This window comes from Serratia sp. K1WW1, assembly GCF_055790865.1.
The window spans coordinates 5,683,867-5,708,356 of the sequence record NZ_CM147697.1; the positions used below are offsets into that span (position 1 = coordinate 5,683,867).

The window sequence follows — 24,490 nt, forward strand, 5'->3', positions numbered from 1 at the left end:
AAGGGTGATCGATGCGATGCAGTGTGATCGCCCCAACATATCATTGTGTTATCTGGATGGTACTATGCAGGTAAGGCGAAAGCGCCAAGCTGGAACACTGAATGCCTGCCCCCTTTAATCGGCATTATATGGAAGGAGTATTCTCATGGCTTACAAACACATACTGATTGCGGTTGACCTATCACCGGAAAGTAAAATCCTGGTCGAGAAAGCGGTATCAATGGCGCGGCCGTACAATGCCAAAGTCTCTCTGATCCACGTTGATGTAAACTATTCCGACCTGTATACCGGCCTGATCGACGTCAATCTGGGCGATATGCAAAAGCGTATTTCCGAAGAAACTCACCATGCGTTAACCGAGCTGTCGCAAAATGCGGGCTATCCCATCACCGAAACCCTGAGCGGCAGCGGCGATCTGGCGCAGGTGCTGGTTGATGCGATTAAAAAATACGATATGGACCTGGTATTGTGTGGACACCACCAGGATTTCTGGAGCAAATTGATGTCCTCTGCGCGCCAGTTAATCAATACGGTACATATTGATATGCTGATTGTGCCGCTGCGCGACGAAGAAAAGTAAGTATTCGCTAACCTGTTTGGCCAACGCCCGCCCTGCGCGGGCGTTTTTCATGGTTTCCTGTTATTTATTGCTTGTTAATCATCCACCCCACAGTGATATAGTCGAGGTAGACACAACATCCTCCCCAACTGTGAGACACATCATAAAAACAGGGGAACCAATATGCTAAACAGGAGCTATCCATGGAACAGGCTGTATCGCTAGAATCCTTTCTAAAATCCTTACAACGTCATAACTCGCATCAACCGGAATATCTGCAGGCAGTGCGTGAAGTCTTTACCTCTCTGTGGCCATTCATCGAACGTAACCCCCATTATCGTGACCACGCTCTGTTAGAGCGCCTGGTAGAGCCTGAGCGTATCATTCAGTTTCGCGTCAGCTGGATCGACGATCAGGGCAAAGTTCAGGTAAACCGCGCCTACCGTATCCAGTTCAACTCCGCCATTGGGCCGTACAAAGGGGGGATGCGTTTCCACCCTTCGGTTAACACCTCCATTCTGAAGTTCCTCGGTTTCGAACAGACCTTCAAGAATGCCCTGACCACGCTACCTATGGGCGGCGGCAAGGGTGGTTCAGACTTTGATCCCAAAGGCAAAAGCCAGGGCGAAATCATGCGCTTCTGCCAATCGCTGATGACCGAGCTTTATCGTCACCTGGGCCCAGATACCGACGTGCCAGCCGGGGATATCGGCGTAGGTGGCCGCGAAGTAGGCTTTATGGCCGGCATGATGAAAAAGCTGTCCAACAACACCAGCTGCGTATTCACCGGCAAAGGCCTGTCGTTCGGCGGCAGCCTGATCCGCCCGGAAGCAACCGGTTACGGCCTGGTGTACTTCACCGATTCAATGCTGCAGCGCCATGGCCTGGGCTTTGAAGGAATGCGTGTCGCGGTTTCCGGCTCCGGTAACGTGGCGCAATACACCATTGAGAAAGCGTTGGAGCTGGACGCACGGGTGATCACCGTTTCCGATTCCGGCGGTACCGTGGTGGATGAAGCTGGCTTCACCACTGAAAAACTGGCGCATCTGGCCGAAATCAAAAACCAGCGCTATGGCCGGGTTGCCGATTACGCCCGCGAGCGTGGCCTGACCTATCTGGCCGGTGAAAGCCCGTGGAACGTGCCGGTGGATATCGCCCTGCCTTGTGCCACCCAGAACGAACTGGATCTGGAAGCCGCACAGGTGCTGATACGCAACGGGGTCAAAGCCGTGGCAGAAGGCGCTAATATGCCAACCACCATCCAGGCCACCGATGCCTTCCTGGAAGCGGGCGTGCTGTTCGCACCGGGCAAAGCCGCCAACGCCGGTGGTGTTGCCACTTCCGGGCTGGAGATGGCGCAAAACGCCGCGCGCCTTAACTGGCGGGCAGAGAAAGTCGATATCCGTTTACGTCACATCATGGCGGATATCCATCAGTCCTGCGTCGACTACGGCGGTGAGGGCAAGCAAACGCATTACGTTCACGGCGCCAACATTGCCGGGTTCGTTAAGATTGCCGATGCTATGCTGGCTCAGGGCGTGCTCTAACCTTACCCTGAATGAAAAATGCCGGCAGATTCGCCGGCATTTTTTTATCTGGTTAACTGAGTATTACCTCAATTAATGGCTTCGATAATCACCAACCGATCATTGAGCCGCTGTTTGATGACCGGATCGGTCGCTGCTTGCGCCTGTTGTTGCAGTGCCGCAACCTGCTGCTTCATCTTTTGCGGATCGCTAAACAGTAATTCTTTGACGTTGATGGAGGCCACGTTGGTATAGCGCCCATCATCGGTGGTTGGCACGCTGATTTTGCCGTCATTGAGCAACTTGTCCACAATCTTGCGCTCACGTTCGTACCCTTCCAGCCCCACCAGCTTCCAGCGGTGCATCGCTTTGCCCTGGTATTCACCCTTCTTCACCTCGGTCAGATAGCGAATGGTGAGATTACGGATAGTCCCCGCTTCCTCACCAAATTCCGCCTTGGTATCTGACAGCACCGGGAACTGCATACCTTCCAGTACGCCGCCTTTTTGCGTCAGGTGGCCCATGCGATAACTGTTCATCCCCAACTGGATCGGCGTGCTGTCGGTCACCGGGGTGCCGTCGTTCAACTTCAACTCGGTGATGCGGTGCCCAACGGGTTTACGCAGATCGATGGTATAGGTCACACCATCAAAGAAGTCATTGGTTGAGTATTTTGACGATCGGCGCTGTGGGTTAAAGCTGTAGGTGACATCGCCATCATGCTGCTGGTTGAAGTAGTCCGCTGACCACTCCATGTACTTTTTCAGCTCTTTACCGGTCAGTTGGTAGACGGTGATTTCGCCACCGGCATATTGATAGTTGAAGGCGATATCCTTGGCGGTGATGGTGCCCACGTTCAGCTTCGGCCTGTCGTTATCAATCTGCAACGCGATCACCTGGGCCTTAGGCGCATAGTGACGGGCAGCCTCCTGATACAGGGCGCTGATGCCGGTATCCTGAATATGCACCTGTGGAATACCTTTCACCGCATCCGGCGGCACCAGATCCTGGCCGGTCAGTTGCGCAATCGGCCGGTTGGCATTGGCACGCAGGATGGTATGGAACGGTTGGTAGATCTCTTCGAGCTTTTTATCGGAGCTGATGCCTTTGATCGGATAGGTGTAGCTGTCTTTATTAATCAGCACGTATTTGCCATTTTGCTGCTCAAATTGCAGATCGATACGCGACAGCGCACGGCCATATTTATCCGGCTCGGTGACGATCACGCCGTTGATCACCTCTTTATCCACCTTAACGTGCATATGCCCGGCAACGATCGCCGCCAGCTCTGGGTTAGCCCGCGCGATATCGCCCACGCCGGTGCCCGGCCGCTGGTTCTCATTATCGATCCCCATATGGGCCACCAGCACGATGGCGTCCACCTGGCCGTGGATCTGCTGGATCACCTTTTTCACCGCCTGCACCGGATCGGTAAACGTCAGGCCGTCAATGCGATCGGTGCCCTTGGCAAACTCAGCGGTCATCGGCGTATCCATGCCGATAATGCCAATCTTCACCCCCTGGCGCTCAACGATCTTATAGGCGGGCAGGTAAGGCTTGCCGCTGTCCCAGACGATATTGCCCGCCAGCGCGGTGCCTTTGAACTCGCTGAGTGGGGTTGCCAACGCCTTCAAGCCAAAATCGAACTCGTGGTTACCCATCACCCATACGTCGTAGTCCAGCGCGTTAAAGCCGAGGATCATCGGGCTGGTTTTGTCATTCTTGAAGGTTTCAACAAAGTTGCCCTGAATGGTGTCCCCGGCGTCTACCAGGATCACGTTCGGCTGCTGGGCACGGACTTTATGCACCTGGGTGGCAATCTGGCTCAGGCTGCCTGCCAGGTTCTCGGTGTCGGTAGAGTAATCCCAAGGCACGAAGGTGCCATGCAGATCGGAGGTGCCAAGAATGGTGATATTTACCGGTTCAGCGGCCATGGCAGAGGTACTCAAGCAAAGCAGCAGGGAAAGCAGCGTCTTTTTCATCATGTTGTTTCATTATAGTTGATTGTAATTAAACAGGATTATGCGACGCACATCTCAGCGTTACCAGTGACATTGCAGAATGAACATGGGAAATGTGAGGGGGCTCAATGAATGCCCCCCTCACGTTTATCTTACAGCGGCATATAAATATCGAAACGGTGATTTTTGGTGGTCGTGGCAGCATGAGCGGGAACATCGGCCAGCGGTGGGGCGTAGTCCGGTCGCTTCACCACAACCCGTTTGGTGGCCAACCTGCGGGCAGGCTCCAGCAAACCGTCGGCATCATCATCACTGCCCACCAGCGACTGAAATACCCGCATCTCTTTTTTCACCAACGCACTCTTCTGCTTATGCGGATACATTGGGTCGAGGTACACCACTTCCGGGCGTGGATCGAGATCGCTCAGCGCCGTCAGGCTGGAGGCATGAAGCAACGTCATGCGTTCACGCAGCCAAGGACCGATCTCCGCGTCCTGATAGCCCCGTTGCAAACCGTCTTCCAGCAACGCAGCGACTACCGGATCACGCTCCAACATGCGAACCTGGCAACCCAGCGATGCCAAAACAAATGCATCACGCCCTAACCCGGCGGTGGCGTCCACCACGCTAGGCACATAGCTGCCTTTGATGCCTACCGCTTTGGCCACCGCTTCGCCACGGCCGCCGCCGAAACGCCGCCGATGGGCCATCGGGCCAGAGATAAAATCGACGTAGATAGCACCAAGCTTTGGCTCGTCGCGCTTGCGCAGTTCCAATCGTTCTGGCGTCAGCACCAGCGCCATCGTCGCATTTTCGTCGCTGGTTAGCTGCCAACGATCGGCCAAAATAGACAAGGCGCCGGGATCGGCGCCTGCTTCACACAATAAAAACACGCTCACTTGGCGGGTTACCCTTTAATACCGTAATGGCGCAGCATAGCATCCAGCTTCGGTTCACGGCCACGGAAGCGTTTGAACAATTCCATCGGCTCTTCGGAACCCCCACGTGACAGGATGTTATCGAGGAAGGATTGACCGGTTTCAGCGTTGAAAATCCCTTCGTCTTCAAAGCGCGAGTACGCGTCTGCCGACAACACTTCCGCCCACAGGTAGCTGTAGTAACCCGCCGCATAGCCACCGGCAAAGATATGGCTGAATGCGTGTGGGAAACGGCCCCAGCTTGGTGAAGGGATCACCGCCACCATTTTCTTCACCTCAAACAGGGTTGGCAGGATCTGCGCCCCTTTTTCCGGGCTGTATTCGGCGTGCATACGGAAATCGAACAGGCCAAACTCCAGCTGACGCAGGATAAACAGCGCCGCCTGATAGTTTTTCGCTTCCAGCATTTTGTCCAGCAGGGCTTTCGGCAGTGGTTCGCCAGTCTGGAAGTGACCAGAGATAAACGCCAACGCCTCCGGCTCCCAGCACCAGTTTTCCATAAACTGGCTCGGCAGCTCTACCGCATCCCAAGGCACACCGTTGATACCAGAAACCCCGGCGGTATCGATCTGCGTCAGCATATGGTGCAGGCCGTGGCCAAACTCATGGAACAGCGTGGTGACTTCGTTATGGGTAAACAGCGCCGGCTGGTCGCCCAGCGGGCGGTTAAAGTTACAGGTCAGATAAGCCACCGGTTTTTGCAATTCGCCATTGGCTTTGCGCAGGCTGCCGACGCAGTCATCCATCCATGCACCACCACGCTTGTTCTCACGGGCATACAAGTCCAGATAGAAGCTGCCGCGCAGTTCACCTTTGGCATCGAACAGATCGAAGAAACGCACCTCTGGATGCCAGGTATCGACACCCTGACGCTCTTTGGCGGTGATACCGTAAATACGGTTAACCACTTCGAACAGCCCTTCCAGCACGCGCTGTTCCGGGAAGTATGGCCGCAGTTGCTCATCACTGATGGAGAACAGATGTTGCTTCTGTTTTTCTCCGTAATAGCTGATATCCCAAGCCTCTAGCTCATCCACACCATAGTGCTGCTTAGCGAAGGCTCGTAGCTGTGCCAATTCCTGTTCTGCCTGTGGGCGAGCGCGCTTGGCCAGATCGTTCAGGAAACCGAGCACCTGCTCCGGGCTTTCTGCCATCTTGGTGGCCAGCGATTTGTCCGCATAGCTGGCAAAGCCCAGCAGCTGTGCCAGTTCGTGGCGCAGAGCCAGCGTTTCCGCCATTACTTCGCTGTTATCCCACTTACCGGCATTTGGCCCCTGATCGGAGGCGCGGGTGGTGAAGGCGCGGTACATCTCTTCACGCAGCGCCTGGTTATCGGCATAGGTCATCACCGGCAAATAGCTCGGCATGTCCAGCGTCAGCAACCAGCCTTCCTGCTCTTTAGCCTGTGCCATCGCCTGGGCTTGGGCCAGTGCGCTTTCCGGCAGGCCGCTCAGCTCATTCACATCGGTAATCAACTTGCTCCAGCCCATGGTGGCATCGAGCACATTGTTGCTGTAGGTCGAACCCAGTTCAGACAGACGCGCCACGATCTCGCCGTAACGCTTTTGTTTTTCCTTTGGCAGGCCAATGCCCGACAGCTCAAAATCACGCAGCGCGTTTTCAACCGACTTTCGCTGTGGCGCAGTTAGTTTGGCAAAGCCTTCGCCGTCTTTCAGATTACGATAGGCCTGATACAGCCCTTCATGTTGGCCCACCCAAGTACCGTATTCAGAAAGCAGCGGCAGCGCCTGTTCGTAAGCTTCGCGCAGTTCCGGGCTGTTTTTTACCGAGTTTAGGTGACCAACAGGTGACCAGATGCGTGACAGGCGATCGTCAGATTCGGCCAGCGGCTGACACAGATTTTCCCAGGTAAACGGCCCCGGTTGAGCCACGACGCGCTCAACCGCAGCACGGCAGTCGGCCAATGCGGATGTCACCGCAGGGACGATATCTTCAGGGCGAATGGCAGAAAATGGCGGTAAGGCAAACGGTGTCAGCAACGCATTGGTCATAGAGGAAGTCCTGATTAGGGTGGTGGACCCGATGCGCACATCAGGCCAGACAAAGATAAGCTTCTCTCTAACATGGTGCCAACCAGCGGGAAAATCAATGGTCATGCGTGTGATTGAACCTGTTTCTTCACTCACGCGGATCGTTTAGTGAGGAAGATAGGCCACGATTGCATTAAGTAGATTAAGTAGGAAAGCGACAAGAATACCTCCCCGCTAAGTACCTATAAAATGCTCTCATTTGCGTTAATACCCGCGTCTAAACACGCTCACATACATACAGCACACTTTATGAGTCATTTTTATTTATTGATGAAGATTATTATTCCTAGCTAAAAAATCAGCCTGTGCGCTAAAAACCATGTTAATTGAAGTTGTTTTGATACAAAATGGTTCGGTCTATTTTTAACCAACCCCAGCCACGAATTACATGACAAGGAGTTCATCATGGCAAATAATATCTACGTAACGATTAATGGAAAACAACAAGGATTGATATCGGCAGGGTGTTCTACAGCGGATTCGATCGGTAACAAGCACCAATTAGGCCACGAAAACCAGATACTGGTTCTTAAGCTCGCGCATAACATCAGCCGGGGCGAGAATGTGATGCATAACCCAGTGATTTTTGTTAAACCGCAGGATAAATCATCCCCTTTGTTTTTGCTGGCTATTTCTAATAACGAGTTGCTTAACCTTAAGTTTGATTTTTACCGCACATCACAAAATGGTGCCCAAGAGTTGTACTACACGATCGAACTCAGAGAGGCAACCATCGTAGATTTCAACATAAACTATCCCCACTGCTTAACGCATGCTAGTGCACAACCCGAAGAAATTATCTCCGTACGTTATAAAGATATTATTTGCCAACACCATATTGCTGGCACCTCAGGTTATAGCGTATGGGACGACAGAGTTTATTAACGACTAGCAGGGTCTCTCTTACCAAGAGGCCCTAACGGCTATAAATAGCTCTGGGTCTTTTAAGCACTTGGGTTCCTCTTTTTTTACATTCACTGGCATCTTTAATGTAGAGGACTTCACTATTCGGGCCTGATTTCCAGCAGTAACCGTAGCCATGCACATCTAACACCGTGGTGAAGTGCCAATTAAAGATAATTGCGATTAAGAAATTAAACATAGTTATACGGCAAAACCACACTGTACAGGTTTTAATCTTGGTATAATGTTTATGTCCGTAGAGCTCAGTCTTTCCAGTAATAAGAATATAAAAACCTAGGATCATGAATAATGAATAAATTGGCACCCCAGCAATAATATAAGCTTCTAACCTCTGGAATGGCACCACGTCCGGGAAAGTAAATTTTACTTCATATTCTCTAACGATCTCAGGAACAAACCAAAAAGCGACAACACCAAGAAGAATAACCAGCAAAGCACTTAACCTATATTCGAACATTGCATAAATTACTTTCGTTCTGCTTTGCGGTTTTTTTTCCATGTTCTCTTATCGTTCTCCTCAAGGTGACTCTATTGATTCTATAGCAGGACTTGGTTTTCTCAATAAAGACAAGCCTCTTTTTTTACATTCACTGGCATCTTTGATATAGAGCGTTTCCCCATATATACTTTTTTTCCAACAGATACCATAACCATGTTGATCCAATGCGGTAGTAAAATGCCAATTAAATAGAGTCGCAACAATCATACCAAGCACGGTGATTCGACAAGACCATATCGTTATCATTTTAAATCTAATGAAATTCTTATCACCAGTAAAAAAAGAATACCCTCCTATAATGATAAGCAAGACACTGACTGGCCACGCAGAGATAATATAAGTGCCGAGTCTATTGAACGACACGACTGAGGGAAAACTAAAGCTAACCATGTAGTTACCTACCAGCGGGAAAACCAATAGAATACCCATAACACCGATGAACAAAACTAATAATGCACTTAGTCTCTCTTGCATTGTGGCCTTTATCGTATCTTTCCTTTGTGATTTTTTCATATTTTATTATAAATCAATTGATTATTGGTTCCTAGCAGACCTGATACACGAGGAGTATTTGCCTCCATCTCTCTTATCTTCATTATTATCGTATCAGTCAAACCAAACTTTTTGTCTATGTATTCTATTCCACCGACAAATATTGCCCCTGCAATTGCAACAACAAAAAAAGCTCCTCCAATACTTCCCACAACGAGCCCAAGTAATATTGGCGTCGCCATTCTCATAATAGCTGCAGTAGCTATAGCTTTAGCTATATCACTAGTTACACTCCCCAAAAATCTTGCCGCAGAGCTTTCATCGCTCAGAATAAACTCCAAACTACGGTAGGCCAAAGAGACATACACGCTCCATTTCACACCCTGAATGATAGTATGATTGATGCCTTTAGTCCCGATCCCAATCTGCACAATCTGCATATTATTTAACGAATAACGCGTTCCATTTAAGATCCGTCTAATACCTGGGTAGCCGGTGATCTTGATTAACTTCTCGCCGTTTCTTCCGACATAAATGATGGCGGCAATCCCAAAGCCCCCCAACTTCCTGACCAGGTCCGCCGCAGAGTAGAAATCCTTCGCGTTACCGCTATAGGTTGCTGCATATCCCAGATAGTCCAACCCTTCATCACGTGTGATATTTAGAAAACCCTCATCATGCTGCCGATCGCCTCTGCCAAACTCTCCAAAGCACTCCAGAACATCATAGGCTTCTTCTTTGGTAAGCAGCATGATGTGGCGCTGTTCGGCATTCATGCAAGCCTGGAATTTTTCTTCCGCAATTCGTCGGGCATAGGCGCCATGATCGGGTGGTGTGGGGAAGAGAGTGGAATTATTTCCCGTGAGATAGTTGGGGTATATTCTATCCTTCATCGCGGCCTCCGGTTGCCTTATAAGAAAGTATTTCCATTTACTCATCCACTAATATAATTGAAATTCGGCATTGTATAAAGAACAATCAAGGCAAATTCCTCATAGCTATCACCTATTCTTGACTATACCGGCGTAGATCCCTCCAGGCTGCAACGCTTTTCGCTTTTTACCAGCAAGGCGGTTTATACTTGGTAGCTTAAATTCGTTGATCTACGAGTTTGCAGTAAACACGCAGAACTCTTTTGCATTTAATGAGTTGATTTTATTGAAAATAACTCGAAAATCAGGAAACACAAAACGCCATGTTAAGTTACCGCCACAGTTTTCACGCCGGCAACCACGCCGACGTGCTCAAGCACACCGTTCAGAGCCTGATCATTGAGGCGCTGAAAGAAAAAGATAAGCCGCTGCTGTACCTGGATACCCACTCCGGTGCCGGGCGCTATCAGTTGAGCGGTGAGCATGCCGAGCGCACCGGGGAATACCTGGAAGGCATCGGCCTGCTGTGGCAACGTGACGATCTGCCAGAAGAGCTGGCGGCCTACATGAGCGTAGTGCACAACTTCAACCGCTCCGGCACCCTGCGTTACTACCCAGGCTCACCGCTGATCGCCCGCCAGTTGCTGCGCCCGCAGGATAAAATCCATCTGACAGAGCTGCACCCAAGCGATTTCCCGCTGCTGCGTAACGAATTCCAGAAAGACGAGCGCGCCAAAGTGCAGCGTGCCGACGGTTACCAGCAGTTAAAATCCCAGTTGCCGCCTCCGTCACGCCGTGGCCTGATCCTGATGGACCCGCCGTATGAGATGAAAACCGATTATCAAGACGTGGTGAAAGGTATTCAGGAAGGCTACAAGCGTTTTGCCACCGGCACCTATGCCCTGTGGTATCCGGTGGTGATGCGCCAGCAGATCAAACGCATGCTCAAAGAGCTGGAAGCGACCGGCATCCGCCGTATCCTGCAAATCGAGCTGGCGGTGAAGCCCGACAGCGATCAACGCGGGATGACGGCTTCAGGCATGATCGTGATTAACCCACCTTGGAAGCTGGAACAGCAGATGAACAACGTGCTGCCGTGGCTGCACAAGGTACTGGTGCCGTCCGGTATCGGTCACCACCTGGTGAACTGGGTCGTACCAGAATAAGTTCGATGATGGTCGCCTGCCTGGGCGGCCATCCACTTTTCCAGTCTCCATCCCCCCTGCTTCAGCCTCATTTTCCCCCGATCTTTTGCCGATCCTCATCACAACCGCAAAATAACTGTTTGCTTATTTTACCTTTCGATTAGATGATGATTATCGAAAGATAACGTAACTAAAGAAAACAGGAGGCAGGCGGTGTACATCATTTCGACCAACAATATGCTGCAGAAGGCACAACAACAGGGCTATGCCGTACCGGCCTTCAACATTCATAACCTGGAAACCATGCAGGTGGTGGCTGAAACCGCCGCGCACATGCGCTCACCGGTGATCCTGGCCGGTACGCCCGGCACCTATCTCTATGCGGGAACGGCTAACGTGGTCGCCATTGTCAAACAGCTGGCCGCCGAATACCGCATCCCACTGGCGGTACATCTTGATCACCATGAAACCCTGCAAGATATTGAAACTAAAGTGCATGCAGGGATCCGCTCGGCCATGATTGATGGCTCGCACCTGCCCTTTGCGGAAAATGTCGCGCTGGTGCGGCAGGTGACCGAGTTTTGCCATCGTTATGATGTCAGCGTTGAAGCAGAGTTGGGGAGGCTTGGTGGCGTTGAGGATGGCATCAGTGTCGATGCCAAGGATGCCCGCTATACCTCACCGCAGCAGGCCGAGGAGTTTGTGCGTTCCACCGGCATCGATTCACTGGCGGTGGCGATTGGTACGGCACATGGGCTTTACCAGGGCAGGCCAGAGTTGGATTTCACCCGCCTTGGGCAGATCCGCGACAGAGTCAGCGTACCGCTGGTGCTGCATGGTGCGTCGGGCTTGCCAGACGCCGATATTCAGCAGGCTATTCGGCTGGGGGTCTGCAAGGTGAACGTGGCGACGGAGCTTAAAATCGCCTTTTCCGATGCGCTGAAACAGCATCTGGCGGAGCATCCGCAGGCCAACGATCCGCGCCACTATATGCAGCCCGCCAAGCTGGCGATGCAACAGGTGGTGCAAAAGGTGATTCAGGTTTGTGGCTGCGAAGGCAGGCAGTGAAATACGCCAGCATGGTAATGGCCCCTCACCCTAACCCTCTCCCACAGGGAGAGGGGACCTATCGAGTGTGCTGAAAACTCAGTGACGCACCTTGGATAAGGGGACGATCGAGTTTAATGAGATGACCTCTTACTTCCAAAAGAGCAAGGGCTAACAGCTCCCTCTCCCTAAAGAAGAGGGAGCCGATCAAGTGTGTCTGAAAACTCAGTGACGCACCTTGGATAAGGGGACGATCGAGTTTAATGAGATGACCTCTTTACTTCCAAAAGAGCAAGGGCTAACAGCTCCCTCTCCCTATGGGAGAGGGTTGGGGTGAGGGGCCGGTGAACCTATCTCCGCAGCAAAACAACCGCTTTCACTTTATTGCGTATGCCCATTCTTCTTTTTATCAACCATCTGTAATATACTGATTTTAAATAACTAAACTTACCCTGCTCGTTAACTTACCCCCTCACACTGAAAGCACCGGCACGGAAAAATAGCGCTAAAGTTTTCGATCTTGATCACGAATAATAGAAAAGTGCATTGCTAACCTTTCGAAACATTACGATTATATTCGTAAGAAAACGGAGGGTAGAATGAAAAATATAATCGCACGACATAAAGCAGGGGAGCCGATCGGGATCTGCTCTGTCTGTTCGGCACACCCATTAGTCATTGAAGCCGCATTACGCCTGGATCTGCACAGCGATCGCCAGGTGCTGATCGAGGCCACATCCAACCAGGTTAATCAGTTTGGCGGTTACACCGGCATGAAACCGGCGGATTTCCGGCAGTTTGTCTGCGATATTGCGGCAACCGTCGGCTTTCCGCTCTCCCGGCTGCTATTAGGGGGCGACCATCTAGGCCCTAACTGTTGGCAAAATGAACCCGCCGCCAGCGCAATGGCGAAAGCGGAAGTGCTGATCGCCGACTACGTTACCGCCGGATTCAGCAAGATCCATCTGGATGCGTCCATGTCCTGCGCCGACGATCCGATCCCGTTAGATCCCCACGTGGTGGCAGAACGCGCCGCCCGTCTGTGCCAGGTCGCCGAACGGGTCGCTACCCCAGAGCAAAAACAGCAGCTGACCTATGTGATTGGGACCGAGGTGCCAGTTCCTGGAGGAGAATCTTCCGCCATTGGCAGCGTACATATCACTCACGCGACGGATGCCGCCGCCACGCTGGAAACTCACTATCAGGCGTTCCGCAAGGCCGGGTTGGCGGCGGCGATCCCCAGGATCATCGCCGTGGTAGTGCAACCAGGGGTGGAGTTCGACCACTCACAAGTGATCGCATACCAACCGCAGCTGGCCCGCGAACTCTCCCAGTTTATTACCACCACGCCGCTGGTCTATGAGGCGCACTCTACCGATTACCAAACGCGTGAAGCCTATCAGCAACTGGTGCGCGATCACTTCGCCATTCTCAAGGTTGGCCCGGCCCTGACGTTTGCCCTGCGCGAAGCGGTGTTTGCCCTGGCCAATATCGAACAGGCCCTGATTGCCCCGGAAAAACGCAGCCAGATCCTGGCGGTGATTGACGCCGTAATGCTCGACGAACCGGATTACTGGAAAAAGTATTACCACCCGACGTTCAGCCGCTCGCTGATCGACCTGCATTTCAGCCTGTCGGATCGTATCCGCTACTACTGGCCTCACCCGCGTATCGCCCAAAGTATGACGACGCTGCTCAATAACCTCGACCAGCAAGAGATCCCCGCGGGCCTGCTTAGCCAATACTTCCCGCTGCAATATCAGCGCGTGATGGAGCGCAAACTGGCAAAGCAACCCCACGCACTGATGATCGACAAGATTCAGGATGTGCTGCGCGCTTATCGCTTCGGCTGTGCCTCCGCAGAGCAAGCCAAAAACGCCGAGGAGATGGTCCATGCATAACAGCCAACTGTTCGTTCGCACTGGCATCAGCTTTGCCGACGCGCAGCAGGCGCTGGAGCACATTGGCGTCACCATGCTCAACGCCGGGGTCGTTCACAACAGCTACCCGCAGGCGTTGCTGGTGCGTGAGAGCGCTTATCCCACCGGCATAGCCCTTGAGCAGCATGCGGTCGCCATACCCCATTGTGAAGCGGAGCATGCACGCGCTCCGGCTATTTATCTGATCCGCCCTGACCATGCCGTACCCTTCGCTCAGGCGGATGATGACGGCACGATCGACGTTGCGCTGATTATCGCGCTGATCGTCACCGACCCGGCGGCGCAGTTGGTTTTACTGCGCACGCTGTTTGGCCAGTTGCAGCACCCCGAGTTTATCACTGCGCTACTGACCGCCCCCGAGGACCAATTGGGCGAAATTTTTGCCCAGCGGGTTTTCACTCCGCCCTCCCGACCACAACAAAAAACAGAATATGAAGGAGCCACACTGTGAAACGTAAAATTATCGTTGCCTGCGGCGGTGCCGTTGCCACCTCGACCATGGCCGCAGAAGAGATCAAAGAGCTGTGCGCGGAGCACAACATCGAGCTGGATTTGGTGCAGTGCCGCGTGACCGAGATTGAAACCTATATGGACGATGCCGATTTGATCTGCACCACCGCCCGTGTCGACCGGCAGTTTGGCGATATACCGTTGGTCCACGGCATGCCGTTTATTTCCGGCGTCGGCATCGATGCGCTGAAACAAAAAATACTGACCATTCTGACGGAGTAGCCCATGTTTACCGACATCATGCGTTACATCCTCGATCTCGGCCCTACGGTGATGCTGCCCATCGTGATCATCATCTTCTCGCTGATTTTAGGGATGAAATTAGGGGATTCATTTAAATCCGGCATTCATATCGGCATTGGCTTTGTCGGTATCGGGCTGGTTATCGGCCTGATGCTGGACTCGATCGGCCCCGCAGCAAAATCGATGGCCGAACAGTTCCAGATCAACCTGCACGTGGTGGATATCGGCTGGCCAGGCTCGTCGCCGATGACCTGGGCCTCGCAGATTGCCCTGATCGCCATCCCGGTAGCGATTGCGGTCAACATCGTGATGCTGCTGACGCGTATGACCCGAGTGGTTAACGTGGATATCTGGAACATCTGGCACATGACCTTTACCGGCGCCATGGTGCATCTGGCCACCGGTTCATACTGGCTGGGTATGCTGGGCGTGGTGGTGCATGCCGCCTTCGTCTACAAGCTGGGGGACTGGTTCGCCAAAGATACCCGTGACTTCTTCGGGCTGGAAGGGATTGCCATCCCGCACGGCACCTCCGCCTATATGGGGCCGATCGCCGTACTGGTGGACACCATTATCGAGAAGATCCCCGGTCTGAACCGCATTCACTTCAGCGCAGACGACGTACAGAAACGCTTTGGCCCGTTCGGCGAGCCGGTGACCGTCGGCTTTGTGATGGGGCTGATTATCGGTGCGCTGGCCGGTTATGACCTGAAGGGCATTCTGCAACTGGCGGTGAAAACCGCTGCCGTAATGCTGCTGATGCCACGGGTGATTAAACCGATCATGGATGGTCTGACGCCGATCGCCAAGCATGCTCGTAAACGCCTGCAAGCACGCTTTGGTGGCCAGGAGTTCCTTATTGGCCTCGACCCGGCGCTGCTGCTGGGCCATACCGCCGTGGTCTCTGCCAGCCTGATCTTTATCCCGCTGACCATTCTGATCGCCGTGATCGTCCCAGGTAACCAGGTGCTGCCGTTTGGCGATCTGGCAACCATCGGCTTCTTTGTGGCCCTCGCCGTCGCAGTGCATCAGGGCAACCTGTTCCGCACGCTGATCTCGGGCTTTATCATCATGAGCATCACGCTGTGGATCGCCACCCAAACCATCGGGCTGCATACCCAACTGGCTGCCAATGCCGGTGCCCTGAAAGCGGGCGGCGTAGTGGCCTCGATGGACCAAGGCGGCTCACCAATCACCTACCTGCTGATCCAACTACTCACCTGGCAAAACGTGGTGGGTCTGGTGGTTATCGGCGTCATTTACGCCATTGGGGTGTTCCTCACCTGGCGCCGTGCCCGTCAATTTGCCCAAGCTGAAGCCACTGCTAAACAGCAGACCGCGCAAAGCCTCAACGCGATGTCCTGATCCTTCGGGGGAGCTTATCTCCCCCTCTCTATTTCTACGGAGTTCAAGTTATGCAATCAGTCGTGATCCACACGGAGGGAGAAGTGCGCGTTGAAGAACGCCCCGCTCCTGCCATTGAGGCCGCCGATGAGGTATTGGTTCGGGTGGCGTATTCCGGGCTATGCGGTTCGGATATCCCCCGCATCTTCGCCAAGGGCGCGCATTTCTACCCGATTACCCTGGGGCATGAGTTCAGTGGCCGGGTCGTGGCCTGCGGCGATCGGGTTACCGATCTGCAACAGCATGATGCCGTGGCCTGCGTCCCTTTGCTGCCTTGCTTTAACTGCCCGGAGTGTCAGCGCCATTACTATTCGCTGTGCAAGCATTACCAGTTCGTCGGTTCACGCAGCCACGGCGGCAACGCCGAGTTTATCGTGGTCAAACGTGCCAATCTGGTGAAATTGCCTGCCAACGTCAGCTTATTGCAGGGGGCGTTTATTGAGCCCATCACCGTCGGCCTGCATGCCATTCAGTTGGCTGGCGGATGCAAAGATAAAGAGGTGATCATCATTGGTGCTGGCACCATCGGCCAACTGGCGATCCAGTGCGCCAGAGCAATGGGCGCACGCAGCGTCACGGCGATCGATATCAATGACGACCGGCTCAAGCTGGCACGCCAGATCGGCGCAGAAAACACGTTTAACAGCGCAGAACTCAGTCCCGCCCAGATAGCCGAACGCTTGCAGGAGAGGCGTTTTGATCAGTTGATTCTGGAAACCGCTGGTACACCACAAACGGTTGGGCTGGCGCTAGATATCGCCGGGCCACGGGCACAAATCGCGCTGGTGGGGACTCTCCATAAGGACCTGCATCTGTCTTACAGCACCTTCAGTCAGATCCTGCGCAAGGAACTGACGCTGCTGGGCAGTTGGATGAACTATTCAGCCCCGTGGCCAGGGGAAGAGTGGCAGCAGGCCATGAAGCTGTTCCAATCGGCAGATCTGGCTCTGGAGCCGTTGATTGCCAGCATCGATCGTCCGCAGCAATACGCCGCCAGCGTTGCAGCCCTGGCCGGTATGCCGATGCAGGGAAAAATCATGCTCAAGCTTGGCGAAGAGTGATATTTAGCCAATGGCTGCCCTGGTGCAGCCATTATTTTGCCTCAAATCCCATCTCCTTGATCTTTATGCTCCCCTTTCATATCCCTTTCGCATAAAATAAAAGCAAAACATTTCGATAGGTCAGGATGATGAACTCTTTTGAAAGACGAAATAAAATTGTCGACTTGGTTCAGCAGAACGGCAGCATCTTGGTCAGCGATCTTTCGAATTCCTTCGGAATTTCTGAAGTTACCATCCGCGCTGACCTGCGCCTGCTGGAAGAAAAAGGCCTGCTGATCCGCTTCCACGGCGGTGCCGCCAGGCCGGGCAGCCAGTTGGAGCAGGAGGCCGAGGCGCCGAAAACCACCGGTGAGGTCATCCTGGAAGAACGCTACCAGTTGGCCAAAGACCCGAAAAAGCGCATTGCCTTAAAGGCAGCGGCGATGGTCAACCCCGGCGATACGGTGATCCTCGACAGCGGCAGCACCACCATGCTGATCGCCGAAGAGCTGGTGAAGATGGGTAATATCACGGTGATCACCAATAACCTGCCCGCCGCCTTTGCACTTTCCGACAATAAAGACATCACGCTGGTGCTGTGTGGTGGCACGCTGCGCCATAAGACGCGCTCCATGCACGGCTCCATCGCGGAACTCTCCCTACAGGGCATTGCCGGTGACGTGATGTTCGTCGGGGCCGACGGGCTGGACGCTACCAACGGCATCACCACCTTTAATGAAGGCTACTCGATCAGCGGCGTAATGGCTCAGGCAGCCAAGCGCGTGGTCGCGGTGGTCGATTCCACCAAGTTCGGCCGCCGGGGGTTCAACCTGGTGCTGTCGATGAGCCAGATCGACATGATCATTACCGATACCGGCATCAGCAGTGCCGATCGCCAAGCGCTCGATCGGGCAAAACCCGAACTGGTTATCGTGTAAAATCAACCGGGCAGAGGATCAAGCCTCTGCCTATTACAGCCATCGACGCAATCTTTGCGACAACCCCCTATCAGGCGTTAAACTCTTACCCTTCTCGAATCACACAACTCATGGAAAACCCAGATGACGAAACATTACGATTATCTAGCAATTGGCGGCGGCAGCGGCGGTATCGCATCGATCAACCGGGCAGCCATGTATGGCCAGAAATGCGCACTGATTGAAGCCAAAGAACTTGGCGGCACCTGCGTTAACGTGGGTTGTGTCCCGAAAAAAGTCATGTGGCATGCGGCACAGATTGCCGAGGCCATTCACCAGTACGGCCCGGATTACGGCTTCGATACCACCGTCAACGCCTTCGACTGGAAACGTCTGATCGCCAACCGCACCGCCTACATCGATCGTATTCATACTTCCTACGACAACGTGTTGGGTAAAAACAAGGTCGACGTGATCAAAGGTTTTGCCCGCTTTATTGACGCGCATACTGTGGAAGTCAACGGCGAGAAAATCACTGCCGACCATATTCTGATTGCGACCGGTGGCCGCCCAAGCCACCCTTCAATCCCTGGGGCCGAATACGGCATCGACTCCGACGGCTTCTTCGAGCTGGATGCCATGCCAAAACGCGTGGCAGTGGTGGGCGCTGGCTACATCGCGGTAGAGATTGCCGGTGTAATGAACGCGCTGGGAGCGGAAACGCACCTGTTCGTGCGTAAACACGCCCCGCTGCGTACCTTCGATCCGATGATTGTAGAAACCCTGGTTGAGGTGATGAACACCGAAGGGCCAACCCTGCACACCGAATCCATTCCAAAATCCATCGTCAAAAACGCCGACGGCAGCCTGACGCTGGCGTTGGAAAACGGTAAAGAGTTCACCGTGGACAGCCTGGTCTGGGCCATCGGCCGCGAGCCAGCGACCGACAATCTGAACCTGGCGGTCACCGGCGTGAAAACCAATGCGAAAGGTTACATCGAGGTCGACAAATTCCAGAACACCAACGTGAAGGGCATCTACGCGGTAGGTGACAACACCGGTGCAGTTGAGCTGACCCCGGTTGCCGTCGCCGCTGGCCGTCGCCTGTCCGAGCGCCTGTTCAACAACAAGCCGGACGAACATCTGGATTACAGCAATATCGCCACCGTGGTGTTCAGCCACCCGCCAATCGGCACCATTGGCCTGACCGAACCACAGGCGAAAGAGCAGTTTGGTGAGGACAAAGTGAAGGTCTATAAATCGTCCTTCACCGCCATGTACAGCGCCGTGACTCAGCATCGCCAGCCGTGCCGCATGAAGCTGGTGTGTGTGGGTGAAGAAGAGAAGATCGTTGGCCTGCACGGTATCGGCTTCGGTATGGATGAAATCCTGCAGGGCTTCGCCGTAGCGATCAAAATGGGCGCGACCAAGAAAGACTTCGACAACACCGTGGCTATCCACCCAACCGCCGCGGAAGAGTTTGTGACCATGCGGTAATAGTGCATTCCTTACTGGAAAACCGACTGTAAAAGGTCGGTTTTTGCTTTTATTCAGCTTATAAATGCTGATTAAGGCAATTGAATATCCCCGCCATAGTGTTTATATCACTTCAAAATTAACGTTCATTAAGATACATCGTTCGTTTAAATATAACTTCTTAAATATCACCTCAACGAGTTGCCGATTTTCGAGCACTATCGCTCCCAGCACGCCTATAATCACCGCGTAGTTATATGCAGTATCTCGTTTGGCGAGGCTCCTATACAAACACAGGTTACTGATCTGACGACATCGAGAGATGCCCAAGGTTAAGACAGGCTTTATCGGATTAAGGTTCAGCCCAAGGTAACTTCTGAAATTTTTCAGATACGTTGTATAGTGCTAAAACCTGGACGCGGAGATAGGCTTTCTGCACTCCCCCTCTTTGGTTTACTCCCCTATGCGATGCACTGCTGAAGTTTAAACAGCAATAGGGTCAATCACTTCCAGACTCCTCAGCGATGACCGCTACCGCGCCAGCAACACAGGCGGTTCAGGCATTGCTAACTCTTTGAACGCTGACTTTTTCACCGCCACTGGCACCATGACGGTGAATGAAGCCAGGAGACTACGTTGCACACTTACTTTTAACCACAGAGGTCGTTATCGATTACAGTTAACCGAGGATAAGATTATGGGAAATATGATGTTTTTTATGGGATTTTTGTTTTTCATCAGCTCATTGGGGCTGATTGCAGCCTATCTGAGCACCAAATGGGATGACTAATGAACGAAAAGGATCCGCCTAGCATCATCCTCCCCGTAGCCTCATCAATCATTGCGGGGAGGATGAATAACCGCAATAAACGGACGGTATTTACCGCGCGTGATAATGATGATGATTTTTATTCTTGGGTTGCTGTACGCTATTTTTATGATCTCGGTAGGTATTAATGAGATTTATTTGTATTCCACCGGTCAAACTGCATTTCTTTCCTGTCTATTGCTGACAGCTACCGCAAGCTTACTGCTCGTCGCTTTTGTCTGGCAATGTTCCGTAAAAACCAAACGCTGATTTTTTTAATTCAACTATGAGCTGTGCTATGCAAAATCAAAAACAGGCCGTCGCCAGAAACTCGATGATTATCAGCGGATTGTTGGCGTTAGGTAAATTTATCGCAGGTATATTTACCGGCAGTATTGGCCTGATATCCGAAGGCATTCATTCATTTACCGATTTTATCGCCACCAGCATCACCTGGTGGGCGGTGAGCGTCAGCGATAAACCTGCTGATGATGACCATCATTTCGGTCATGGCAAGGTTGAGAATCTGGCCGCACTGTTTGAGGTACTCCTCCTGTTGGCGGCCGGGGGTTGGATCATCTTTGAAGCAGTAAGCAGCCTGATAGGTGAGGCAAACCAGATTGTGGCTGCACCGGTAGTGATTGCGGTACTGCTGGTGTCCATTGTGGTTGATTTCTTCCGTGTCCGGGCCTTGAACCGCGTGGCCAAGGCCACCAACAGCGCGGCTCTGGAAGCCGATGCTCTGCATTTCTTCTCCGATATGTTGTCTTCTGGCGTGGTGCTGTTGGGCATGGTTTTTGTGCTATTTGGTTTTGCCCGTGCGGATGCGCTGGCAGCACTGATCGTCGCCTGCTTTATCCTGACCGCCGCATTGAAGCTGGGGAAACGCTCTTTTGATTCCCTGATTGACACTGCACCTGCAGGCACGCGGGAAGATATCGCGGCCCTGCTTAACGATTTCCCCGCGGTGCTGTCTACAGAAAACATTCGACTGCGCAGTGGCGGAGCCACGCTGTTTATCGAGGTGAGCGTTGGGGTATGCCGGACGCTACCGCTTGAGCGGATCAAGGAATTGAAGCAGAACGTTACCGCCAAACTTGCGCAGCAATACACCAACTCGGAAGTACGGGTGATTGCCATCCCTCAAGCCAGAAGTGATGAAGATCTGGCAACCCGTATTCGCATGCTGGCCGCCAACCATGGGGCCGTGGTGCAGAGCCTTTCGCTACAACAATTGGCAGACCGTGTGGCGATCGGTATGGATCTGTTGGTTCCGGCCAATGCCAGCGTAGAGCAGGCGCATGATATTGCCAGCGAGGTGGAGGAGGCTCTACGCCGGACGTTGGGCGAAAATACGGAGATCGAAACCCACCTGGAGCCACAGATGCTGGATTGGCTAACTAGCCAGGATGTGGAACACGGCGAACTGGCGAAGATTGAACAAGCATTGACGCTTTCGGCGCAAAACAGCGGATTGGTGCAAGACATCCATGATATCCGGGCGCGAGAAACGCCGCAGGGCGTGATTGTGAATTTTCACTGTCGGGCCCTTCCTGCCTTGTCGATTTCTGCGGTGCACGATGCGGTGGACCATATTGAACGGCAATTGAGAATGCAATTCCCGATGGTATCGCGGGTGGTTGGGCATGTTGAACCGCTGTGAGCCCTCACTGCGGAATGAAGGATAAGGTGAAGGTCTATAAATGGCTCTGTTGCATTAGTGACATGAAGTTGGAAAAAGTCAGTACCACTTTTATCGATAGTGACCACCTCAGGTTCACCGTGATGACCAATAGCCTTGCGAAAGAAGCGCAATGCGGCTGCAGCGTCCCATTTGGCAGTCAGCAAAAAGTCGATAGTTTGAACTGCTGTATCGACAGCCCGATACAGATACTTCCATTGGCCTTTGATTTTGATGTAGCTTTCATCCATTCGCCCCTGCCGACCTGCAGTGCGCTTGTGTCGGCGAGAAGCCTTATCCAGCAGCGGCGCCAGGCGGATAACCCAACGACACTGCGTTGAATGGTCAACGATAATACCGCGCTCTGCCATCATCTCTTCCAGTTAACTGGCGACGCCTTAATGCGACAGAGCCCAATAGTTTCTCATGCCTGACGATGTGGCGGCATAACATCCTGATTGGGGACTAAAAATAACCAGGATGCCAGCACAAACGGCATCGTTAAGGTCGGGATCCCCAGCGGGGACATCAGCGTATTCATCGCGCCTTGGACAAAAACCGTAAAGATGATGCCAATAAGGGTGTAGGCCAGCACCCGCCAACTCGGTTTATTAAAGGTTGAACCTAAGGCAATCGCCGTTAATACGGCACTGAAGGAATACAGGCCACTGGCGATGCTGGCATCATTAGCGCCCAAGGCCAGTGCGGTCAGCAGCGCCAGGAGTGACCCCACCACGGCAAATACGGCGGCCCACAGCGAACTGACGGCTAAACCGATGACAAATAAAACCCCCGCGATGACGCTGCTGAATAGATAAATCTGCGAAATACCGTGGAACAGCGTCTTGTAAACGGAAGCGTTCAACAAAGATTGCATTGCTACCACGCTCTCAGCAGTTGGTAGCTTCGGTGCCGGTAAACCTGCGCTATGCAATCCGGCAAACATATAGCTGCTCAGCAAGATGACCCAGGTTGTCAGCACAAAAGGCGCCGTCAAGGCGGCAATTTTCCAGGTTTTCAGCAGGTCAGCAAGGCAGGCGGTAGCGATAACCGACACCACGCTGCCAACAACGATACAGACCCATACCAGCGGCGTCATGACCAGAAAGGTCGGCAGCGCAACGCCGACCAGGCAACCGTTATAACCATAAAGCCCCGCCCGCCAGGATGAACGATCGGGTAGCCCCAACCCCGTCAAGGTCGCGACCACAGTGCCAAGTAGACAACCATAGGCGGCCATCGGGATACCTTCTCCATAGGCCGCCACAAAAATGGCGATAAAGAAAATCAGGCCGGTCAGTGGGTTATTCTGAAACATGACCTGAGCGCAGCCGCGCAATGTCACATCGATAAAACCGATCACGGCATGTGATTGGGCCAAGCGTTGCCATTGGGACGAAATCTCTGCGGGAGCATTCATGAGGTAAACTCCTGATAACGTTTGCCGGACACCGGAAACCTGGGCTGTCCCCCTAACGGGGCCAGATACAAACCGAGCTTTATGTTTTCCAAAGAAAGGGTGCGGGAAGTGAATATCCGGTCGTCACCTGGCGTACTACTTGCCAGAATTCGCGGATAGCTTGTTTGACCCGGGGGCTGTCACAGGAAAGCACCTTGAAAATCAGCCCGAGTTCATTGGGAAGACGGCTGACGCCATGGCAAAGCTCGGGGCTGTAAAACGAGGGGGACTGCTTTAAGATTTCATCCTGAAACGCTTTGTCCGTAATGACGACGACATTACCATAGGTATCAAATGCCCCCATCACGCCAACGACATCCAACGGATACGCTTGGGGTTCCAGAACCAGCTTTTCGGTAAACAGCGTGTCACCGGCAGGGTTTTTCATCGTAATTTTGGACGAATAGACATCAAAACCAAAACGCTCGTCATGATGATGGTACTTGCGCCCAGACATCAAGATCTCGGCGTAGATCACCGTCGCATTGCGGGCGCACTCGATCACCGTTTCATTGATAAAGCGCGAATTTCTGTGGGGGATCACCTGGTCGGGCATAAACTCCAGGTAAGCTCCTTCCCCGACACGGATAAACTGGGTCTGTGCCGCATAGTTGTTATCCATGGAATGGATCTTAGTGGCCGATTGGGTCGTGATGTGGGCACAGGCCCCCTCATCCACCTCAACCACCATCGAAAGCCGATCCCCTTGCAGAATGCATCCCGAGGTAGAAATGATTGGTACACAGGGCAGGAACGGCATTTCCTCATCCCAATAAAGCGCTTTTTGCACCAGCAATGGTACTTTGCGCTCCATTTCATACAGCACGCTCTTGTCGCCCTTGTGAATAAACCTCAGCCGCAAATAGCCGTTTTTGCCGACGGCGGCGCTAGCCATCTGCGGTGGTTCCTGTTGATACTGCGCCAGTTCGGGCGAATGCGCCCCAAGCGACAGCGCCGTCAACGCGGCGGGTGATCTCTCATCTGTCTGCATCCTGGCT

Annotated in this window: 22 protein-coding genes, 1 pseudogene and 1 riboswitch; of the genes and pseudogenes, 14 read left to right on the top strand and 9 right to left on the bottom strand. The window is 53.0% G+C overall.

The genetic code is table 11. The features are described from left to right. Positions 1–145: 145 nt before the first annotated feature. Positions 146–580, top strand: a complete 435-nt coding sequence (gene uspA, locus ACX9GU_RS25830) for a universal stress protein UspA (protein WP_021181773.1) — start codon at positions 146–148, stop codon at positions 578–580. Between the two features lie 182 nt (positions 581–762). Then, positions 763–2,106 carry an NADP-specific glutamate dehydrogenase gene (gdhA, locus tag ACX9GU_RS25835; RefSeq protein WP_473193321.1) on the top strand — a complete coding sequence of 448 codons (1,344 nt, stop codon included), beginning with the start codon at positions 763–765 and terminating at the stop codon, positions 2,104–2,106. A 68-nt stretch (positions 2,107–2,174) separates the two neighbouring features. On the opposite strand, the gene ACX9GU_RS25840 is transcribed toward gdhA, so the two are convergent. The 3 genes from ACX9GU_RS25840 to prlC form a co-directional block, all read right to left on the bottom strand. Beyond that, entirely contained in the window at positions 2,175–4,067 is a 1,893-nt protein-coding gene (locus ACX9GU_RS25840) for a bifunctional metallophosphatase/5'-nucleotidase (RefSeq protein ID WP_473195238.1), read from the bottom strand. A 131-nt stretch (positions 4,068–4,198) separates the two neighbouring features. Next, positions 4,199–4,945: a 16S rRNA (guanine(1516)-N(2))-methyltransferase RsmJ gene (gene rsmJ / locus ACX9GU_RS25845; RefSeq protein WP_473193322.1), complete on the bottom strand. Its 747-nt coding sequence runs from the start codon at positions 4,943–4,945 to the stop codon at positions 4,199–4,201. A gap of 8 nt (positions 4,946–4,953) precedes the next feature. Continuing rightward, a complete protein-coding gene (prlC, locus tag ACX9GU_RS25850) occupies positions 4,954–6,996 on the bottom strand; it encodes an oligopeptidase A (protein WP_473193323.1) in 2,043 nt (680 codons plus the stop codon). A 444-nt stretch (positions 6,997–7,440) separates the two neighbouring features. Here prlC and ACX9GU_RS25855 point away from each other — a divergent pair, with 444 nt between their 5' ends. Beyond that, positions 7,441–7,920 (top strand): Hcp family type VI secretion system effector, encoded by a 480-nt coding sequence (locus tag ACX9GU_RS25855; RefSeq protein WP_209555008.1) that lies wholly within the window; start codon positions 7,441–7,443, stop codon positions 7,918–7,920. 31 nt (positions 7,921–7,951) lie between these two features. On the opposite strand, the gene ACX9GU_RS25860 is transcribed toward ACX9GU_RS25855, so the two are convergent. Genes ACX9GU_RS25860 through ACX9GU_RS25870 form a run of 3 tightly spaced genes read right to left on the bottom strand, consistent with a single transcriptional unit; the run spans position 7,952 to position 9,843 of the window. Then, complete coding sequence (locus tag ACX9GU_RS25860) at positions 7,952–8,458, bottom strand: hypothetical protein (RefSeq protein ID WP_473193324.1); 507 nt, start codon at positions 8,456–8,458, stop codon at positions 7,952–7,954. A gap of 18 nt (positions 8,459–8,476) precedes the next feature. Beyond that, positions 8,477–8,971: a hypothetical protein gene (locus tag ACX9GU_RS25865; protein WP_473193325.1), complete on the bottom strand. Its 495-nt coding sequence runs from the start codon at positions 8,969–8,971 to the stop codon at positions 8,477–8,479. Continuing rightward, a complete protein-coding gene (locus ACX9GU_RS25870) occupies positions 8,968–9,843 on the bottom strand; it encodes a hypothetical protein (RefSeq protein WP_473193326.1) in 876 nt (291 codons plus the stop codon). The genes ACX9GU_RS25865 and ACX9GU_RS25870 overlap by 4 nt, the downstream gene beginning before the upstream one ends. Positions 9,844–10,145: 302 nt before the next feature. Here ACX9GU_RS25870 and ACX9GU_RS25875 point away from each other — a divergent pair, with 302 nt between their 5' ends. From ACX9GU_RS25875 to ACX9GU_RS25925, 11 genes are all read left to right on the top strand, one after another. Next, a complete protein-coding gene (locus tag ACX9GU_RS25875) occupies positions 10,146–10,988 on the top strand; it encodes a 23S rRNA (adenine(2030)-N(6))-methyltransferase RlmJ (RefSeq protein ID WP_021181782.1) in 843 nt (280 codons plus the stop codon). A 192-nt stretch (positions 10,989–11,180) separates the two neighbouring features. Next, positions 11,181–12,035 carry a tagatose bisphosphate family class II aldolase gene (locus tag ACX9GU_RS25880; protein WP_473193327.1) on the top strand — a complete coding sequence of 285 codons (855 nt, stop codon included), beginning with the start codon at positions 11,181–11,183 and terminating at the stop codon, positions 12,033–12,035. A 578-nt stretch (positions 12,036–12,613) separates the two neighbouring features. Beyond that, complete coding sequence (gene gatZ / locus ACX9GU_RS25885) at positions 12,614–13,915, top strand: tagatose-bisphosphate aldolase subunit GatZ (protein WP_473193328.1); 1,302 nt, start codon at positions 12,614–12,616, stop codon at positions 13,913–13,915. Further along, positions 13,908–14,405: a PTS galactitol transporter subunit IIA gene (gene gatA, locus ACX9GU_RS25890; RefSeq protein WP_021807402.1), complete on the top strand. Its 498-nt coding sequence runs from the start codon at positions 13,908–13,910 to the stop codon at positions 14,403–14,405. Before gatZ ends, gatA begins: the two co-directional genes overlap by 8 nt. Continuing rightward, positions 14,402–14,686, top strand: a complete 285-nt coding sequence (gene gatB, locus ACX9GU_RS25895) for a PTS galactitol transporter subunit IIB (RefSeq protein WP_021181786.1) — start codon at positions 14,402–14,404, stop codon at positions 14,684–14,686. The genes gatA and gatB overlap by 4 nt, the downstream gene beginning before the upstream one ends. A gap of 3 nt (positions 14,687–14,689) precedes the next feature. Then, a complete protein-coding gene (locus ACX9GU_RS25900) occupies positions 14,690–16,072 on the top strand; it encodes a galactitol-specific PTS transporter subunit IIC (RefSeq protein WP_368439145.1) in 1,383 nt (460 codons plus the stop codon). Positions 16,073–16,122: 50 nt separating this feature from the next. Continuing rightward, positions 16,123–17,172 carry a galactitol-1-phosphate 5-dehydrogenase gene (gene gatD, locus ACX9GU_RS25905; RefSeq protein ID WP_473193329.1) on the top strand — a complete coding sequence of 350 codons (1,050 nt, stop codon included), beginning with the start codon at positions 16,123–16,125 and terminating at the stop codon, positions 17,170–17,172. Between the two features lie 128 nt (positions 17,173–17,300). After that, positions 17,301–18,089: a DeoR/GlpR family DNA-binding transcription regulator gene (locus tag ACX9GU_RS25910; RefSeq protein ID WP_059199417.1), complete on the top strand. Its 789-nt coding sequence runs from the start codon at positions 17,301–17,303 to the stop codon at positions 18,087–18,089. Positions 18,090–18,212: 123 nt separating this feature from the next. Further along, entirely contained in the window at positions 18,213–19,565 is a 1,353-nt protein-coding gene (gene gorA, locus ACX9GU_RS25915; RefSeq protein WP_021181790.1) for a glutathione-disulfide reductase, read from the top strand. Positions 19,566–19,803: 238 nt separating this feature from the next. After that, positions 19,804–19,975, top strand: a riboswitch (M-box (ykoK) riboswitch). A gap of 287 nt (positions 19,976–20,262) precedes the next feature. Further along, the gene (gene mgtS, locus ACX9GU_RS25920) at positions 20,263–20,334 is read left to right on the top strand and encodes a protein MgtS (RefSeq protein ID WP_245208526.1); all 72 of its coding nucleotides are present in this window, start codon (positions 20,263–20,265) and stop codon (positions 20,332–20,334) included. Positions 20,335–20,650: 316 nt separating this feature from the next. Further along, the gene (locus ACX9GU_RS25925) at positions 20,651–22,015 is read left to right on the top strand and encodes a cation diffusion facilitator family transporter (protein ID WP_473193330.1); all 1,365 of its coding nucleotides are present in this window, start codon (positions 20,651–20,653) and stop codon (positions 22,013–22,015) included. 41 nt (positions 22,016–22,056) lie between these two features. Here ACX9GU_RS25925 and ACX9GU_RS25930 read toward each other — a convergent pair. The 3 genes and pseudogenes from ACX9GU_RS25930 to ACX9GU_RS25940 all read right to left on the bottom strand — a co-directional run. After that, positions 22,057–22,416, bottom strand: a pseudogene (locus ACX9GU_RS25930) (IS6 family transposase); the annotation flags it as partial. A 41-nt stretch (positions 22,417–22,457) separates the two neighbouring features. Beyond that, positions 22,458–23,453: an urea transporter gene (yut, locus tag ACX9GU_RS25935; RefSeq protein WP_473193331.1), complete on the bottom strand. Its 996-nt coding sequence runs from the start codon at positions 23,451–23,453 to the stop codon at positions 22,458–22,460. A gap of 79 nt (positions 23,454–23,532) precedes the next feature. Further along, the gene (locus ACX9GU_RS25940) at positions 23,533–24,483 is read right to left on the bottom strand and encodes an urease accessory protein UreD (protein WP_473193332.1); all 951 of its coding nucleotides are present in this window, start codon (positions 24,481–24,483) and stop codon (positions 23,533–23,535) included. Positions 24,484–24,490: the final 7 nt, after the last annotated feature.